Consider the following 17,326-nt stretch of genomic DNA (forward strand, 5'->3'; position numbering starts at 1 on the left):
TATTAACTATTTGAATATAATATTGTTAGCTAAATTTATCTCATCCTCATTAATAGAATGACCAAAGTTTTCATATACTTTTAGGCTAACTTCTGCATTCATTTCTTTTAATATATCTTCAGTTTCGTATACCCGTTCAACAGGAACGTGGAAATCAGGATGGCTCGTGCCGATAAAAATTGGTGTCTGTTGAAAATCACCGCGATAGTTCTTACGGTTAATTTCCTCACCGATTACCCCGCCGATAATGGCCACTGCACCACCATACTGTTGTGCATTTCGGGCCATGTATTCCAGCGTAAGACACGCTCCCTGTGAGAAGCCAAAAAAGAAAATATTCTTTGCTTCGATGCCTGCTCGAATAGCCGTATCAACCGTTAGATCAATCGTCTCAATCGCTGATGATAGCCATGGCTCGTTCTGCTCAGCTGGCGCAATGAATGAATGTGGGTACCATGTGTGATTTGTTGCTTGCGGCGCCAGTAGTGTGTAGTCCTCGACATTCAGATGCTGAGACAAACTTAATATATCTTCTGCACTTCCTCCACGACCATGGATCATGATCAATGTTTTTTGAGCCTTGTTTAACTCAACTCCCGCTGTTCCAATATTTAGATGATGCTTCATTTTTACGATAATTCTGGTAATACTTTTTCGATTTCATCACGCATGCCTTCATATTGTTTAGGAAGTTTTAGACTGGTGCCCAATTCTGCCAACGGTTCATCAACCGTAAAGCCCGGATTGTCTGTTGCTATCTCAAAAAGTACACCCCCTGGTTCTCTAAAATACAAAGAAAAGAAATAATCGCGGTCAATCTTTGGCGTGATGTTGAAACCGGCAGCTACAATTTTCTCTCTAAATTTCATTAATACTTCATCATCTTTTACTCTGAACGCGATGTGATGGTTCGTTCCCGCTGCATTATGTCCTCTGGATGCTGATGGATTTTCGATAATGTCTAAAACGTTTGCAGTGTTTATAGCATCGGTTGTAAAACGATACCGGTTGTTTTCTTGCTTATCAAGTTTGTATCCTAATATGTCGGTAAGCACTTGTGATGTGGCATTAGCCCGCTGAAGGGTTAGTGTTACATTATGAAATCCTTTTACGGATACCCCCTCAGTTACGTCATCCGTTGTCCATACCTTTCGGTCATTTTCCACTAGTGGTTCTATAAATTGTAGTTGAAGTCCATCTGGGTCTGTAAAAGAAATTAGGTTCTCACCAAATATTTCACTTTCTGTATAAGATATATCAAAAGATTTAAGTCGTTCTTTCCAAAATTTAAGTGCACCCTGAGGTACAGCATAGCCTATGTCTGTAGCCATACCCGCACCATTCTTTCCTCTACCGATCCCTTCCCAAGGAAAAAAAGTGAGGATCGTGCCAGCAGCACCCGTTTCATTACCAAAATAGAAATGATAGGTTCCCGGATCATCAAAGTTAACTGTCTTTTTAACCAGACGGAGACCTAGAACCTTCGTGTAAAAATCTAAATTCCTTTTAGCCATGTTGGCAATCGCGGTTACATGGTGTAAACCTAAAATTCTGTTTTCCATTGTTCTAATATTTGATTGTCCAACAAATTTATGGAAACCATGTTTCGATCCGATTCACCTAGGTTAACAAAGGTATCTTTCAAGTCGGTTAAGGCGACCGCTAAAGAGAATTATGAAATAATTGAAAGCTTGTTGATAAGTTAACACACGCTTGTTCTATTTTATTTATATTTGAATGTTGTTGGTTTAAAGGACGTTACAATGTTTGGTATATTGCAAAATAAGATTGATTACCCTGTTCATCAACTTTTCGGTTTTCGGTTTGAAGACCTGGCCTTCAAGTCTCTTTTGAGATTAACTAATGGTCATAAACTTATATTTGTGACTGAACTGTTCGCTGAAAGTACATCAAAACTGAGTATATCCTTAAGAGAAAATGGAGAAGATAGAGAATCCAGCATTCACTTGCTGTCGAAACTAAAAATTAAATTAGAACAATTTTTATACAGTCAAGGAATCCATGCTGCAATTTCCTATTCGCTGACATATCGATTGAACGAAGAGGATCTTACTACCATTAAGACCGATATTGAAGAACTCAATTCGTTAAACAACAGATACCTCTTTTTTGATAGCAAAGCTGCCTTAAAAGCAGATGACTTGAAGGATATTATTTTTGATTTACAGATGAAGAGCCTTCAGCCAATTATCGTTTTCCCAGAATTTAATTCGTTTTGGAACAGTCACCGGAGTCGCCTGGGAAGGTTGCATGCTAGAGGTGTGATGTTTCAAGTTAACTGGTTGTCACTAACGGGTTTTCATGGAAAAGACGCACAATATACTGCGCGCTACCTCCTCGAACGGAAAGCAGTAAAATTTATCGGTTTCGAAAATGAAAATCTGGTGCAGCTTATGAGTAAGAATGGTATTAAAATACCAAAACGCTGCGCTGATTTGCTGGGCGAGCAATTATTTGTGTAAGTTCATCGACCCCGACGATTATCATCACGCCCCAACTGTTATTTTAAAGTTTAGGGCTTTGGAAAGACCTGATGCTCTTCCGCCCATACTTTCCAGCGCTTACTCAATTCCTTTACTTTTTCAGGATAAACTAGGGCTAGATTTTTTGTTTCCGTTGCATCGGTGTCCAGATTGTAAAGCTCCCATTTGCTGTCGGCTTTGGGTCTCATTACTAGTTTCCAATTACCTATTCTGGCATATTTTGCATTAAAATGTTCGTTGAATAAGTCTTCATGACCTTTTGTTTCTTTTCCATTTAAGGCATCGACCATGCTCAATCCTGTACTTGGACTGATTTGATGACCATTGTGAGTTTTTGGATAGGATGCACCGGCAACTTCCACAAGGGTATTCATAAAATCCATAATATGACCTACGTGCTGTTGATTTATGCTACCTCGGTCTGCCATCATTGATTTCGGTAAAAATGCAATCATGGGCGTACGTACTCCACCTTCAAAAGACTGTTCTTTAGCCTCTCTCCAAGGTGTATTGGCCACATTTGCCCAATTGGGACCAATGGAGGTGAACGTCGTCTGAGGGCCAGGAAGAATAGCTTTGTCGACAGGGTAGTGGATCGTTTCACCGGTTCTGGTTTCACTAGGTCTGTCAAAACCGGGTCCGTAGCGCATTGCATTTTCCGGGCTGGCTCCATTGTCACTCAGAAAAAAGATCACGGTATTATCAAGAATCCCACGCTCTTTTAATTTGTTGATTATTCTGCCTATACCTTGATCCATGCGGTCGATCATAGCAGCATGCACCGCCATTGCATGGGCATCCCATTCTTTATTCGGATTTTCGTCCCATTTCTCTTCCGGAAGCATCCGATCAGACAAAGGTTCCGTCTCAGGGTCGATAAGACCAAGTTTAACCATTCGTTGATAGCGTTGCTCTCGAATAGCTTGCCAGCCCACTTTGTATGTATCCTCATATTTAGCGATATCTTCTGGGACTGCTTGTAGTGGCCAGTGAGGTGCATTGTGCGCCAGATACATAAAAAAGGGCTCTTCGTTTGAAAAACTCTCTATATAAGCTACTGCTGTATCATTTAATGCGTCAGTATGATAATAATCTTCCGGTACATTTTCTACTGCTTGTTCACCGTTGACCAAACTGAAAGGATCGAAAAAATCGACCACCCCCCAAATGGTGCCAAAATACTTTTCAAATCCACGTCGTGTAGGGTATTGATCGATCGGAGAAAAAAGCGGGTAAGTTGTCTGATGATTAAGCCATTTGAGTTGCTCTTTGGGGTCGTTTTGAACAATTGTATTCGAAACATGCCATTTGCCCACCATAGCCGTCTGGTATCCTGCGTCTTTTAAAACTTCTGCTAACGTTACACTATTGTCGGTAAGATGACCTTGATAACCAGGTTGATCAGTCGCGGTGGTCATTTCACCGATCCCTGCCATATGATTGTACTGTCCCGTCAACAAGGCTGCGCGACTAGGACAACATCTTGAAGTATTATAAAACTGTTTAAAGCGAACCCCTTCTCTTGCGAGAAAATCGATATTGGGTGTTTCAACCTCGCCACCATAACATCCTAAGTCCGAATAGCCAAGATCATCTGCCATAATAATAATGATATTGGGTCTGCTAGTTTGCGGCCGCGAGTTATTCTGCGAATAGCTAAAGGCTAAACAACATAAAGAAAGGATGATAATGCAGAAGGTATTCTTCATAATATAGGTAAAGTATTCAAGGTTAACTTCTGAGAAAAAACAGATCGTAATTCAACAAAAGTGAATAAAAAATTGAATCCAAACAAATTTAATAATTTGTCGACCAAGTTACCTTGCGGATCAAGTTACCTTACAGGTTCTGGAAGCTCGCCTATTTGCGATTGGGTGACCATAGTTTTCTTCCACCGTCTGTATCCATAAATACACATTACTGTATAAAATATCGATAAAGCCGAGAAAAAGTACAAACCTCGGTCGAATTGAAGTCCAATGGAAACGGCGTTTAACACAAACCAATAGTACCAGGTAGAGAGTACTTTTTTTGCTTCCATATAGGTTGCTACGAAGCTAAAAACGGTAAGGTGAGAATCGATATACGGCCGTTCTGAATCTGTGTAATTGTCCATGATATAACCGAGCACGATGCTAAGTAGCCCACAGCTAATCAGCGTGATAACATGATAGTTAATTTTCCAATTGACAACGGGGGTAATGCTTGAATCCTCTATTTTATGATTCAGCCAATAATGCCAACCATAGAAACCAGCGATTATGTAGTATACGTTGAGGCCAGCTTCCAAGTAGAGCGTTACATGCGTATAGAGGTAAACCGTAATGGCCGATGAAAGAATACCGAAGATCCAGCACCAAATATTTTCCCGAACCATCAATACCAAGTACAGTATACCAAAGATCACGGAGATGATTTCGAGTAAAGTATTTAATTCCATCGGCTACAAAGTAAGCCAAATTTCCTTAAATTGGCATTTGTTTTCCTAAATTAATATTAAATTCACCTAGCTAAATAAAACACCTATGAGTATTGATACCTATGAGATTATAATTAGGCTAGGTGCCGCTGCACTGTGTGGTGCTCTGATCGGCATTGAAAGGGAGCGTAAAGAGTGGACAGCGGGTATGAGAACTCATATGATGGTGGCGGTCGGCTCGGCACTTTATATGATCTTATCAGCCTATGGTTTTGATGAGTTTATTGGTCGCGATGGAGTTGAGTTTGATCCAACACGTATTGCAGCTCAGGTGGTTAGTGGTATCGGCTTCTTGGGTGCGGGTACGATTATTTTTTTGCATAGGGGAATTATCCGCGGACTAACAACAGCCTCTGGCCTCTGGACTGTCGCTGCAATCGGCTTAGCAGTAGGGGCGGGGATGTATTGGGCAGCCGTGGCAACAACGGTTATCGCGCTGATTATTCTTTTGGTCGTTCAAAAAATTGAAAGGTTGTTTTTCTCTAAGAAGAAAGAAGGTCCGCTATTGGTAGCACGCCTTAAGAAAATCGAAGAATCAAAAGAGGTGTTAAGGGATTTGTTGACCAATGACACGCTAACAATTGATCATTTTTCCATCGACCGCACAGATGAAGGTGAGTCTGAGATCAAAATCATCTCTCGTGATAAAAAAGCGTTAAAAGAGCTTGCCGCTCAACTAAATGAAGATAGCCGTGTAAAAGGGATTGATTATCAATAAACCCTTACTCAAATTTAGGACAATCAGTTGGGTTATAGATGATATCAAAAGGAGCGTTCGGGTCTAAAACTTGTCGGCCATCCTCTTGAACAGCATAAGCCTGCTGCTTTAATAAACCGTCTTCAAGTAAAAAAACCGTATGTAACGTGTCCGTCATTCCTTCTTGAGTATAATTCCATACCACATCAATCGTGTCACCTTTTTTAATACCTGTTATAACACCGCGTCTAGCATCCTTTAGGTCTGGAACCCAGTGATGAATTCCGCTTACAGAATCACCTTTCAGACGTATATATACATACGTTGAATCTTGGTGCTTTGTACCATCAGTACGTAAAAAGCACATTGCCTCATCGGGTATTGTTGTTGTAACATCTCCTTCGGTTAGCGTTTCGGTAGAATCTGTATCATTGTCTTTCAGAGACCGTTCTCCTAAACAACCTATGATAAAAAAGGTTAGGAAAGCGATCAGGGCAAGATTAATATTTTGACGTTTCATAATCATTGGGTTTAGTAAATCATATTCAGTAGGTAATAAATCAAAAACCAGTCCAATATTACACATTTTATCTTCAGAAAAATTATCAAAACAACCATGGCTCATAACTGTTATTGCTATAATATCAGAAAAAAACAAAAAGTTGTAATTATGAAGAGCAATATGAATAAGCTAATGGATTCGGTAGTTGATGTGGTTTTACAGTCGACCGAGAACGTAAATATAGGGACTTCTGAACGAGTAATATCTGCGGCAACGGGCACGTTCATGATTTGGAAAGGACTCACGGATACATTCTCTAAACCTTCGAACGCTGTATGGGAACTCGTGTTAGGAGGCGCATTGCTATACAGAGGAGTAACGGGATATTGTAGCGTAAAGAACCGACTAAACAACCTGGAAAGAAAAAATAAAGACGCACCTAAAGGGTATCTAGTTGAAGCAATGTAATTTGAATGATCAACAGATGCTTAATAAACTTCATTGTGAAAAGGAGTGGATAAAAAAAGGAAGCTAATGAAAATTAGCTTCCTTTTTATTATTTAGGAAATGTATTAAAGTGCAGGATTATTCTCCTTTACCTTCGTCACCTTCCATTTGCTTCTTCAGCTTAGCTAGAACGTCTAAATCTCCAAGTGTAGATTTCTCTACTGAATCTTTAACCTTCTTCACCGCACCAGAAGTCGCTTTTGCTTCTTTCTTACGAGCATTGAACTCTTCTACGCGAGCTTCTGCTCGTTCGTCCTCCCAAATACGTGAGTGGGAGATAACAATGCGCTTAGCATCCTTGTTGAATTCAATGATTTTAAACTGCGAAGTTTCGTCAGTCTTTAATGCAGTACCGTCTTCTTTAATACTATGTTTGCTAGGGCAGAAGCCTTCAACACCATATGCTAAAGCAACGATAGCGCCTTTGTCACCAACTTTTAAGACAGTACCTTCGTGGATTGAATCAAGCGTAAAGATTGTTTCAAATGTATCCCAAGGGTTTTCTTCTAATTGTTTGTGACCTAAGCTAAGTTTACGATTTTCTTCGTCAAGCTCTAAAACAACTACTTCGATCTCTTCATTTGGTTTGGTGAATTCGTTCGGGTGGTTGATTTTCTTAGACCATGATAAGTCTGAGATATGGATCAATCCATCAATTCCTTCTTCGATTTCAACAAACACACCAAAGTTCGTCATGTTCTTAACAATTGCTTTGTGCTTGCTTCCCACAGGGTAGCGCTCAGCAATGTCTTTCCATGGATCTGGCGTTAGTTGTTTGATACCCAAGCTCATTTTTCTTTCTTCACGATCAAGGGTCAAGATCTCAGCTTCTACCTCGTCTCCAGTCTTAATAAAGTCCTGAGGGCTGCGTAGGTTTTGTGACCATGACATTTCTGAAACGTGGATTAATCCTTCAACACCTGGAGTGATTTCAAGGAAAGCACCGTAATCAGCTACAGTAACAATCTTACCTTTTACTCTCGAACCTACTTCAAGCGCAGGATCTAAAGATTCCCATGGGTGAGGTGTCAGTTGTTTTAAACCTAAAGCGATACGTTTTTTCTCATCATCAAAGTCTAATACTACGACATTGATTTTCTCGTCAAGTGATAATACTTCTTTCGGATGTTCAATACGTCCCCAAGAAATATCAGTAATGTGAAGTAAGCCGTCAACACCACCCAAGTCGATGAACACACCGAAGTCGGTAATGTTTTTAACTGTTCCTTCCAGAACCTGACCTTTTTCAAGCTTAGCAACGATTTCAGATTTTTGGTTTTCCAAATCGTCTTCAATAAGAACTTTATGAGATACAACAACGTTTTTGAATTCATGGTTGATTTTAACCACTTTGAATTCCATTGTCTTACCTACATAAATATCATAATCGCGGATTGGTTTAATATCGATTTGTGAACCAGGTAAGAATGCTTCTACACCTTGGATGTCCACGATCAAACCACCTTTAGTACGGCTTTTCACAAAACCTTTAATAATAAGATCTTGCTCCAAAGCCTCGTTGATTGCTTCCCAAGATCTTTGTGTTTTCGCACGTTTACGAGACAAGATCAATTGTCCGTTTTCATCCTCTTGAGTCTCAACGAATACGTCAACCTTATCTCCAACTTTTAAGTCAGGAAGGTCACGGAATTCAGTAAAAGATACAAAACCATCTGATTTATAACCGACGTTAAGTACCACATCTTTGTTGTTAATGGAAACAACCGTTCCTTCTACGATTTCTCCTTGGTTGATGGAGTTAAACGTACCAGAATAAAGTTCTTCCAATTCTTTACGCTCTGCGTCATTGTAGTTTCCGAAACCTTTATCATCTTGATCCCAGTCGAAATCTCCCTCAGGAGTGCTCCACGTGGTCGATTTGATTTCGTCGATGAACGTTGAATCAGCTTCTGATTCGATGTTCTCTTTTTCCTTAACTGAATTTAAATCAGTGTCTTGAAGTTCGGCTTTTTTAGCCTCTAGTTCTTTTGCTGCTTCTTGTTTTTTTGCCATTAATTAATTTTTCTCCTTTTCCCGATCTTTGATCAGGACTGCAAAGGTATGTAAATAATATTTTAATTAATAAAAAAAAGCTATTTTATAAGGAGTTTTTCCCGTTTTTGAGGTATTTAGGGTTTAGCAAGAGGATTTAGTAGCCTTTTTAGTCTCATTTACGACAAAATCAAGCTGTTCTTGTTCGTTCATTGAACTTGTATCTAACATGATCGCATCCTTTGCTTTGGTTAACGGACTCTCTTGGCGGGTAGTATCTTGATGGTCTCGGTGGGTCAAATTTTTAATAACCTCTTCAATACTAATGACAGCTCCGGCGTTTTGAAGCTCTTTAAGCCGTCGTTCGGCTCGTACATTAAGATCAGCCGTCATGAAAATTTTAACATCTGCATCCGGGAAAACTGCCGTCCCGATATCCCGTCCGTCCATCACGATATTTTTGTCCGCGCTCATCCTCCGTTGCTGTGAAACCATAGACTCCCGTACCGCTCTGATGGTGCTTATTTCGCTTACTAGTTCAGAAACTTTCATTTCCCGAATTTCAGCGGTGACATCTTTTCCATTTAATAAATAGTTATTGGTACCGTCTTCGCTGATTATCTCGATGTGGATATTTTCTAATGCTTGCTCTACTTGGTCTGTCTGTGTGTAGTTAACATCGTTTTGAATAAAGTAGAGTGTGACCGCCCTGTACATAGCGCCACTATCAATATACACGTAATTTAAGCATTTTGCGAGTGCCTTGGCTACCGTGCTTTTTCCACAAGAGGAATATCCATCGATAGCGATTACGATGTTCTGTTTATCCATTTAACGCAAACTTAGATAAATGGATTTTTAAATACAAATCGCAATGAGTTTAACACAGTATTTGGAGGTAAACTTGTATTACATGTTCTCGTGGTGGCCGGTGTACGGCCGGTGGGTGGACATAGTCAAACGCCCATTCGAGCGAGTCCACCGACCGGCCACCCGAAGGGCAGGATTGGGGTACCTTATAGCATACTTAAACAAGCCCATAGTTGACCCCAGCTAGTCTTTGATTAGTAACATTTTTGTCGTTTTCCAAAACGGAAGCTAAAAGTTATTCGTTGAACTCATAGAAATTGATTTTTAACTTACTATACTTGGACAATGAAATTTTCAAAAGAAGACCTGCTGCCATTCATTACATTTCATACTTCGCGAAGTGGTGGAAAAGGTGGGCAACATGTTAATAAAGTGGCTACAAAAGTTGAACTCCGATTCGATCTTTGGCGATCAACAGTTTTTAGTGAAGATGAAAAGCAGAGGATAGCTAATAGATTGACTACCAGGTTTCAATCTGATGGTCTGATCCAGGTAATTTCACAGGGAAGTCGGTCACAACTCCAAAATAAAGAACAAGCTGTAGAGCAACTGATGCAGTTGTTGACTCGTGCAGTTACAGTTCAGAAAGTTCGTAGAAAAACAAAGCCCACACGGAAATCCAAAGAGGCGAGATTGGAAGAAAAAAGAAAACAAGCATTGAAAAAAATCAATCGTCGGACTGATTGGGATTGATGTTATTTAGAATAGTTCTATATAAAGTGAGCCTATTGGATTATTCGCGCATTTAACTTGGGTTTCGTATTTTTGCAGTTCATTATTTAATCATCGGATAGACAATGAAAAAAAGTTCGATTTTAGGAATAGTTCTTATCGCCGTTTTAATCGCGATAGTCATCAGCATTTACGGAGACTCAAGCACATACGCTTCTTTTAATGAAGCGCAGAAGACTGAAGCTGAGCTGCATGTTGTGGGGCAATTGAATAAAGATAAGGAATTGGTGTATGATCCAATAAAAAATGCTAATTATTTCGCATTTTACATGTTAGATGAGGAAGGAGCAGAACGTAAAGTTGTATTTTATGGGTCAAAACCGCAAGACTTTGAGCGTTCGGAGCAAATTGTTCTTACCGGCCGAATGGTTGGCGAGGAGTTCCATGCTTCCAAGATTCTGATGAAGTGTCCTTCGAAGTACAATGAGCAGGAAATCGAAGTTTCGGAGGCAGTTGCAACTTCATAGTACCTCAGCAGTAAATTTTAGCAAATACTAAAACATTTATTATTTTATTAATGGATATAAATTACATAGGTGAGAGCCTATTGCCCGGAAAATTGGGTCAGTTCTTTATCGTTTTATCATTTGGAGCAGCTCTGCTATCATTCATTAGTTATCTATGTGCTACGATAAATAAAGATGAATCTTCGGCAGCTTGGAAGAAAATAGGAAGAATCTCTTTTTGGGTCAATTTAGTTTCGGTCCTGGGCATCGGCTCATGTCTTTATTACATTATCTACAACCATCTATTTGAATATCATTACGCTTGGGCACATTCGTCGACCAAGCTTCCCGTTCATTATATCATTTCGAGTTTCTGGGAAGGGCAGGAAGGTAGTTTCTGGCTTTGGATGTTTTGGCAGGCTTTGCTAGGCGCCATTTTGGTTTTTAAGGCCAAGAGTTGGGAAACCTCGGTTATGACCACTGTGATGTTGTGTCAGGTTATTTTGGCCTCTATGCTTCTTGGAATTGAAGTATTTGGCGAACGTGTAGGAAGTTCTCCTTTCATTTTATTAAGGGATGCAATAGACGGACCCGTATTTTCACGTCCTGATTACTTAAAGATGGTGGTTGATGGCAGAGGCTTGAACCCTCTCTTGCAGAATTACTGGATGACTATCCACCCGCCAACACTGTTCTTGGGCTTTGCTTCGATGATTGTTCCATTCGCTTATGGCTTTGCTGGTTTATGGCAGCGCCGGTATAATGAATGGATTAAGCCGGCTTTACCTTGGTCACTTTTTGCAGTGATGATTCTGGGAGCGGGTATTATTATGGGATCTTTTTGGGCTTACGAAGCCTTAAACTTCGGAGGTTTCTGGGCATGGGACCCTGTAGAAAATGCATCGATTATACCTTGGTTTACGTTGATTGCTGCGGTACACGTGCTTATTGCATATAAGAGTTCAGGACATTCTTATTTTACTGCGTCCTTGCTTGTGATGATTAGTTTTGTGCTGGTAATCTACGCTTCGTTCCTAACACGAAGTGGTATACTTGGCGAAACGTCCGTACACTCGTTTACGGATTTGGGAATGTTCTGGCAGCTGGTTCTGTTCAATCTGATCTTTTTTGGATTGATGGTATGGGTGCTGATTGCACGTTGGAAAGAGTTGCCGATTACGAAAAAAGATGAAGAGACTTACTCGCGCGAGTTTTGGTTATTTATCGGTTCAATGGTTCTTCTGGTAGCTTGTGTGCAAATTATTGCAAGTACTTCGATCCCGGTGTTCAATGCTGTATTCGGGACAAAGGTAGCACCTCCTGCTGATCCAATAGCACATTATAATAAATGGCAAGTACCATTTGCAGTGGTGATTGCGATTCTCTCAGCCATTGCGCAGTTCATGAAGTTCAAAAAAACGAATGTAAAAGCTTTTTATAGAAGTCTTTTGAGTTCCGCGATCGTTGCGATTATCGTTACCGCCATCGTACTATACGTAACAGGAGTTCACACGAATTTTATGTATATCTTGTTGACTTTCGCAGCGGTATTCTCAATTGTCACAAATGCGAAAGTTTTAGGTGATGCATTCAAGGGTAAATGGAGATTAGCAGGGTCAGCCGTTGCGCATATAGGTTTTGCTTTATTGCTTATTGGTGCTTTAGTTGCCGCTGCTACCGAACGAGTTATATCAAAAAACAGTTCAGGAGTAATCGCAGTTGAAGGGTTTGATGAGGTGGAAACTCCGGGTGACAACTTATTTATGTATATCGATGAGCCTATTCAGATGGGCGATTACACGATAACCTACGTGGGTGATAGCGTGAAAGGCGTAGATGTATATTATAAAGTAAACTATGTTCGGAAAGATGAGGATGGAAATGTGAAAGAAAGGTTCCAGCTAACCCCTCGAGCTCAGCAAAACCCTGATATGGGACTGGTGGGTACACCGAGTACGCGACACTATTTGACAAAGGATATTTATACGATTGTTACCGCAGCGCCGAAGATCGAGGCTTTGTTAAATGAAGGCTCTCATGAAGACCATGAAGGGCATTCACCTTATGAGGGATATGAAGAGCCTGCAACTTATGAGGTGAATATTGGGGATACCTTGCGCTACCGTAGTGGTTATATCGTCGTTAAAGAGGTGAATCGGAATGCGACGATTCAAAATATCCCTGTAGCAGATGAAGATATCGCTGTAGGTATGACATTGGAAGTTTACGGGAATAACGATCAACAATATACTGCAGAGCCGATTTATCTGATAAAAGATGGCCGGGTTTATGATTTTGCTAAAGATGTTAATGAGCAAGGCCTTAAATTCCGTTTTACAAATATAAAACCGGATGAAAATAAACTGGAGCTCATGGTTTATCAGCGTCCACCCGAAGAACGTAAATGGATTGTTATGAAGGCTATCGAGTTCCCCTATATTAATTTCTTTTGGGCAGGAACGATCATTATGACAATTGGTTTCATTATGTCTATCTTTAGAAGGAATAGGGAGATCAAATAATATTGAGATATGAATATTGTCCTACTAGGCAGTGGTAATGTGGCTACTCATTTGAGTGCAGCACTAGACCATGCCGGGTACAATATATCTCAGGTTTGGAGCAGAAGTAGGTCGAACGCCAAATTGCTGGCTGATCGTTTTCAAGCAGATTATACGGATAGCTTGAACGATTTAGACCGTGGAGCGGATCTCTATATTATCTCGGTAGTTGATGATGCCATACCAACGCTTGTAAAAGACATGAGCAAACTGGTTGATGCGTCAAAAGGGCTTTGGGTTCATACATCAGGAACAACATCAATCCATGTTTTTGAGGGTTTTCTTGAGAATCATGGAGTGTTTTATCCCTTACAGACATTTTCTAAAAGCAAACCTATCGATTTTAAAGCGATCCCTTTGCTAGTGGAAGCCTCTAACAACGAAGTATTAGAGTTTCTAAAGAAAATAGCCTCCAAGTTATCTGATCGGGTGGAAGAGGCTACATCTGATCAGCGCAAATCTCTGCATATCGCAGCAGTATTCGCCTGCAATTATACGAACTACCTCTACGCTATAGCTCAAGAACTGTTGGAGGATCATCAATTAGATTTTGATTTAATCCGGCCACTCATCAAGGAGACTGCAGATAAGATTCAGGCACACAATCCGAAAGAAGTGCAGACAGGCCCCGCTATACGCGGAGATGTATCTATTATAAAAGAACACCTGACGTTTCTAGAAGATCGAAACGAATGGCAAGAAGTTTATAAATTATTTAGTGACCGATTATTGGCTTTATCAACCTCAAAATAATATGGAACTATTCGATCAATTTAAGAAAGTAAAGGCTTTTGTTTTTGATGTTGATGGCGTACTAACGAATGGGGAAGTCCTTGTCACCGATCAGGGTGAACAATTGCGTAGTTTCTATATCAAAGATGGATATGCATTACAGTTGGCTGTGAAAAGAGGTTATCCGGTAGCTGTTATTACGGGCGGAAAGTCAAGGGGTGTCGAGTTGCGGTTGAAAGGGTTGGGTGTACAAGATGTCTTTTTGGATGTACAAGATAAAGTTGAAGTGCTTCATCGATGGATCGATGCACAGGGGTTGAAAATTGACGACTTGCTATTTATGGGAGATGATATCCCGGATCTAAAGGTCATGGAAGAGGTGATGCTTGCATGTTCTCCAGCGGATGCCGTCGAAGAAATTAAGGCTGTTTCCCATTATATATCGAGCTTCTCTGGCGGGCGGGGCGCTGTGCGGGATGTGATCGAAAAAGTGTTAAAACTGCAAGACAACTGGGGTGAGGATACTACGGTAAAAAGTAAATAACCTATGGAACTGAATCAATATCTTTCAACAGTTAAAGTAATATTAGCATCAAATTCTCCGCGACGAAAAGAGTTGCTCGGTCAGTTGGGAATAGATTTCGATGTGAAGTCGAAAGATATTGATGAGTCTTACCCTAATAGTTTCCGACCGGAAGCTGTTGCCGTTTATATAGCAGAAAAGAAGGCAAACGCATTTATTGATCAGGTCAGCTCAGAGCTGTTAATAGCGGCTGATACGGTTGTAGCGATTGATGATGATATTTTTGGTAAGCCGAAAGATCATCAGGATGCTAAAAAGATGCTAGAAAGGTTGTCTGCTCGACATCATGAGGTGATTACAGGCGTGGCGCTTTTACATCGAACAAAAATCTTCTCCTTTTTTGAAAAAACCATTGTGCATTTTAAGGAGTTGACCGATTCAGAAATTGAATATTATATAGCGAACTATCAACCTTTTGATAAAGCTGGTGCCTATGGTATCCAAGAATGGATTGGGATGATTGGGGTTGATAAGATAGAAGGATCCTATACCAATGTGGTTGGCTTACCTACCGCTCGGGTTTATCATGAAATTAAATCCTTTTTACAGAACTTCGGCTAATTTTTTTGTCTGAAAGTCTACCAATTTTTGAAGAGGGCCGGATGCCATCATTTTCATCATCATATTCAGGTCTGCACCTAACTCAAGTTTTACGTCGCTGGTTCCTCCTTCATCACGAATTGTCCATTTTAAAAACAAATCAAATGGAGCTTTGTCTGAAGGTATAAATTCAACGGATTGATTGACTACTCTTTCTTTTATCTTTAATGAAAGCTTGGCCATGTTTTGAATGGTAAAATGAGCTTCATCTCGGGTAGATGTCCAATTATAGATATTTTCAGGCTGTAATTGTTCGTGATTATTACAATCTTCCAAAAACCTGTAGACATCTTCTACAGATTTGTCAATTTTTATATTACTTATAAAGGATGTCATTCGTTGGTACCAACCTTCTAGTTTATGCTATTCGGACTTTTCGCTTTGTTCCTCACTCCATTTTTCAGGATCCAATCGCCAACTATCCAATAGGGATTTTTCATTTTCATTGATGAATTGGTTTTGTGCTGCGTATCGAACTAATGCATCGTAATTGGATAAACTGATGAAACGGCACTTTGCATTTTTAAAATTCTCCTCCGCTACTGGTAAATTGTATGAAAAGATTGATAAAAGAGCAACGACATTGCACCCTGCATCACGCAATGCCTGGACAGCCGCTAGACTACTTTTGCCAGTTGAAACCAAATCTTCGATAACTACTACACGTTGGCCGTCGACAACTTCACCTTCAATCAGATTTTGTCTTCCATGTCCTTTTGCATTTGAACGAACATAAGTGAAGGGCAGACCAAGGTCTTGAGCAACCAGTACACCTTGTGGTATTCCGGCTGTTGCTACACCTGAGATCATGTCAATCGAGCCGATCTCTTCGTGAATAACCTCGGAGAACTTCTGACGGATATAGGTTCTGATGGTTGGATAAGACAAAGTAATTCTGTTGTCGCAATAAATAGGTGATTTAAGGCCAGACGCCCAAGTAAAAGGATTCGTTGGTTCCAGTTTTATTGCTTTTATTTGCAATAGAAATTCAGCGATTTTTTGTTCAATCTCACTCATGTGATTCATGGCACAAATCTATAAAATTTATATGAACGAATCGGTGTTGTTTGTCACTGATTTTAACGAAAAAATACCCGGTACCTTGCAAGCGATTGATAGTCAATATTTTGACATACGAAAGCTTTTTCAAGATATTGTTGAAAATGGGATTAATAGTGCGTTTTTACTGCGTGTGAAGCATCCTGAGGCCTGTTTTAAGCAAATTAAAGCGTCCGTTAAAGTTATTGGAGCGGCTGGTGGCTTGGTAAAGAATGCCAACGCTGAATACCTTTTTATAGAGCGATTGGGGAAATGGGATTTGCCAAAAGGTAAGGTTGAACCGGATGAAAAAATGGCTGAAACAGCGGTAAGGGAAGTGGAGGAGGAATGTGGTGTTACGGTAGATAAACTGGGTGAGAAAATTAGGTCTACCTACCATGTATACATCCTTCGGGGTGACTTTATTATCAAAAAAACGAATTGGTACCACATGTCAGTAGCTGGAGTTCCAGATTTAATTCCACAAAAGGAAGAAGATATACAACAGGCTCTTTGGGTTAAACCGGAAGACTTTGCTTCATTATTATCAAACACCTATCCCTTAATCAAAGAGATGGTCTTGGATTTATTTCCGCACGTTACTTTAACTGATCAATAACTTGAGAGGGAACAAGCTTGCGCAAGTCGCCACCATTGGAATGGATGTCACGGACGATTGTAGAGCTGATATGTGAATAACCCGGACTGCTGATTAAAAATATCGTTTGTATTTGATCATTTAATAGCTGGTTGTTTTGCGATATTGGCTGTTCAAATTCGAAATCTCGCACACTGCGCATACCTCTTAATATAAAATGAGCGCCGACTTTTTTGCAGTAGTCAACCGTTAATCCCTTATAGCTATCAATAGCAATTTTGTCACCTTCATCTTGAAAGATATTTTGGATGATTTCCTTTCTTATTTCTAAATCGATATAAGCCTTTTTCGAGCTGTTCACCCCAATGGCTATATAGATTTTATCAAACAAGGGAAGGGCTCGCTCGATGATATCGACATGTGCATTGGTGATAGGATCGAACGAACCAGGGAAGATGGCAATCTTACTCATAGCTATAAAAATT

The 17,326-nt window shown here is 40.1% G+C and carries 20 protein-coding genes; 10 read left to right on the plus strand and 10 right to left on the minus strand.

The annotated features are described in order from the left end of the window. Positions 1 to 6 precede the first annotated feature (6 nt). Positions 7 to 627, minus strand: coding sequence for an alpha/beta hydrolase (locus D3P12_RS09895; protein ID WP_118195078.1), 621 nt, complete (start codon positions 625 to 627; stop codon positions 7 to 9). A 2-nt stretch (positions 628 to 629) separates the two neighbouring features. Further along, a complete protein-coding gene (locus D3P12_RS09900) occupies positions 630 to 1,562 on the minus strand; it encodes a ring-cleaving dioxygenase (protein WP_118195080.1) in 933 nt (310 codons plus the stop codon). Between the two features lie 321 nt (positions 1,563 to 1,883). Between D3P12_RS09900 and D3P12_RS09905 the strand changes: the two genes are divergently transcribed. Beyond that, positions 1,884 to 2,483 carry a CpsB/CapC family capsule biosynthesis tyrosine phosphatase gene (locus D3P12_RS09905; protein ID WP_165438733.1) on the plus strand — a complete coding sequence of 200 codons (600 nt, stop codon included), beginning with the start codon at positions 1,884 to 1,886 and terminating at the stop codon, positions 2,481 to 2,483. Between the two features lie 50 nt (positions 2,484 to 2,533). Here D3P12_RS09905 and D3P12_RS09910 read toward each other — a convergent pair whose 3' ends face one another. Further along, positions 2,534 to 4,213, minus strand: coding sequence for an arylsulfatase (locus D3P12_RS09910; protein ID WP_118195084.1), 1,680 nt, complete (start codon positions 4,211 to 4,213; stop codon positions 2,534 to 2,536). Positions 4,214 to 4,338: 125 nt separating this feature from the next. Then, complete coding sequence (gene pnuC / locus D3P12_RS09915; RefSeq protein WP_118195086.1) at positions 4,339 to 4,944, minus strand: nicotinamide riboside transporter PnuC; 606 nt, start codon at positions 4,942 to 4,944, stop codon at positions 4,339 to 4,341. 85 nt (positions 4,945 to 5,029) lie between these two features. Between pnuC and D3P12_RS09920 the strand changes: the two genes are divergently transcribed. Further along, positions 5,030 to 5,701 carry an MgtC/SapB family protein gene (locus D3P12_RS09920; protein WP_118195088.1) on the plus strand — a complete coding sequence of 224 codons (672 nt, stop codon included), beginning with the start codon at positions 5,030 to 5,032 and terminating at the stop codon, positions 5,699 to 5,701. A gap of 4 nt (positions 5,702 to 5,705) precedes the next feature. Here D3P12_RS09920 and D3P12_RS09925 read toward each other — a convergent pair whose 3' ends face one another. Then, complete coding sequence (locus D3P12_RS09925) at positions 5,706 to 6,200, minus strand: hypothetical protein (protein WP_157970313.1); 495 nt, start codon at positions 6,198 to 6,200, stop codon at positions 5,706 to 5,708. A 150-nt stretch (positions 6,201 to 6,350) separates the two neighbouring features. On the opposite strand from D3P12_RS09925, the gene D3P12_RS09930 reads away from it, so the two are divergent. Further along, on the plus strand, positions 6,351 to 6,650 hold the full coding sequence (locus D3P12_RS09930; RefSeq protein WP_157970314.1) for a YgaP family membrane protein: 300 nt from the start codon (positions 6,351 to 6,353) through the stop codon (positions 6,648 to 6,650). Between the two features lie 117 nt (positions 6,651 to 6,767). Here the strand turns inward: D3P12_RS09930 and rpsA are convergent, their stop codons facing one another. After that, a complete protein-coding gene (gene rpsA / locus D3P12_RS09935) occupies positions 6,768 to 8,702 on the minus strand; it encodes a 30S ribosomal protein S1 (RefSeq protein WP_118195093.1) in 1,935 nt (644 codons plus the stop codon). Positions 8,703 to 8,825: 123 nt separating this feature from the next. Continuing rightward, positions 8,826 to 9,512 carry a (d)CMP kinase gene (gene cmk, locus D3P12_RS09940; RefSeq protein WP_118195095.1) on the minus strand — a complete coding sequence of 229 codons (687 nt, stop codon included), beginning with the start codon at positions 9,510 to 9,512 and terminating at the stop codon, positions 8,826 to 8,828. Positions 9,513 to 9,836: 324 nt separating this feature from the next. On the opposite strand from cmk, the gene arfB reads away from it, so the two are divergent. The 6 genes from arfB (at position 9,837) to D3P12_RS09970 (ending at position 15,166) form a co-directional block, all read left to right on the plus strand. Beyond that, positions 9,837 to 10,244 carry an alternative ribosome rescue aminoacyl-tRNA hydrolase ArfB gene (gene arfB, locus D3P12_RS09945; protein ID WP_118195097.1) on the plus strand — a complete coding sequence of 136 codons (408 nt, stop codon included), beginning with the start codon at positions 9,837 to 9,839 and terminating at the stop codon, positions 10,242 to 10,244. A 104-nt stretch (positions 10,245 to 10,348) separates the two neighbouring features. Next, positions 10,349 to 10,750 carry a cytochrome c maturation protein CcmE domain-containing protein gene (locus D3P12_RS09950; RefSeq protein WP_118195099.1) on the plus strand — a complete coding sequence of 134 codons (402 nt, stop codon included), beginning with the start codon at positions 10,349 to 10,351 and terminating at the stop codon, positions 10,748 to 10,750. 50 nt (positions 10,751 to 10,800) lie between these two features. Further along, positions 10,801 to 13,251, plus strand: a complete 2,451-nt coding sequence (locus D3P12_RS09955; protein WP_118195101.1) for a heme lyase CcmF/NrfE family subunit — start codon at positions 10,801 to 10,803, stop codon at positions 13,249 to 13,251. 9 nt (positions 13,252 to 13,260) lie between these two features. Further along, the gene (locus D3P12_RS09960; protein WP_118195103.1) at positions 13,261 to 14,043 is read left to right on the plus strand and encodes a Rossmann-like and DUF2520 domain-containing protein; all 783 of its coding nucleotides are present in this window, start codon (positions 13,261 to 13,263) and stop codon (positions 14,041 to 14,043) included. Position 14,044: 1 nt separating this feature from the next. Beyond that, the gene (locus tag D3P12_RS09965) at positions 14,045 to 14,566 is read left to right on the plus strand and encodes a KdsC family phosphatase (RefSeq protein WP_118195105.1); all 522 of its coding nucleotides are present in this window, start codon (positions 14,045 to 14,047) and stop codon (positions 14,564 to 14,566) included. Positions 14,567 to 14,569: 3 nt separating this feature from the next. Then, positions 14,570 to 15,166: a Maf family protein gene (locus tag D3P12_RS09970; RefSeq protein ID WP_118195107.1), complete on the plus strand. Its 597-nt coding sequence runs from the start codon at positions 14,570 to 14,572 to the stop codon at positions 15,164 to 15,166. Here the strand turns inward: D3P12_RS09970 and D3P12_RS09975 are convergent. Both D3P12_RS09975 and pyrE read right to left on the minus strand, forming a co-directional pair. Next, on the minus strand, positions 15,149 to 15,541 hold the full coding sequence (locus tag D3P12_RS09975) for an SRPBCC family protein (RefSeq protein ID WP_118195109.1): 393 nt from the start codon (positions 15,539 to 15,541) through the stop codon (positions 15,149 to 15,151). The two genes, D3P12_RS09970 and D3P12_RS09975, sit on opposite strands and share 18 nt — an antisense overlap. 27 nt (positions 15,542 to 15,568) lie before the next feature. Continuing rightward, positions 15,569 to 16,231 carry an orotate phosphoribosyltransferase gene (gene pyrE / locus D3P12_RS09980; protein ID WP_118195110.1) on the minus strand — a complete coding sequence of 221 codons (663 nt, stop codon included), beginning with the start codon at positions 16,229 to 16,231 and terminating at the stop codon, positions 15,569 to 15,571. A 22-nt stretch (positions 16,232 to 16,253) separates the two neighbouring features. Here pyrE and D3P12_RS09985 point away from each other — a divergent pair, with 22 nt between their 5' ends. After that, positions 16,254 to 16,862, plus strand: a complete 609-nt coding sequence (locus D3P12_RS09985; protein ID WP_245977426.1) for an NUDIX hydrolase — start codon at positions 16,254 to 16,256, stop codon at positions 16,860 to 16,862. Here D3P12_RS09985 and coaD read toward each other — a convergent pair. Then, positions 16,843 to 17,313: a pantetheine-phosphate adenylyltransferase gene (gene coaD / locus D3P12_RS09990; RefSeq protein ID WP_118195114.1), complete on the minus strand. Its 471-nt coding sequence runs from the start codon at positions 17,311 to 17,313 to the stop codon at positions 16,843 to 16,845. The genes D3P12_RS09985 and coaD overlap by 20 nt on opposite strands. Positions 17,314 to 17,326: the final 13 nt, after the last annotated feature.

Origin of the sequence: Pedobacter indicus, from assembly GCF_003449035.1 — a bacterium.
Taxonomy (GTDB): Bacteria; Bacteroidota; Bacteroidia; order Sphingobacteriales; family Sphingobacteriaceae; genus Albibacterium; species Albibacterium indicum.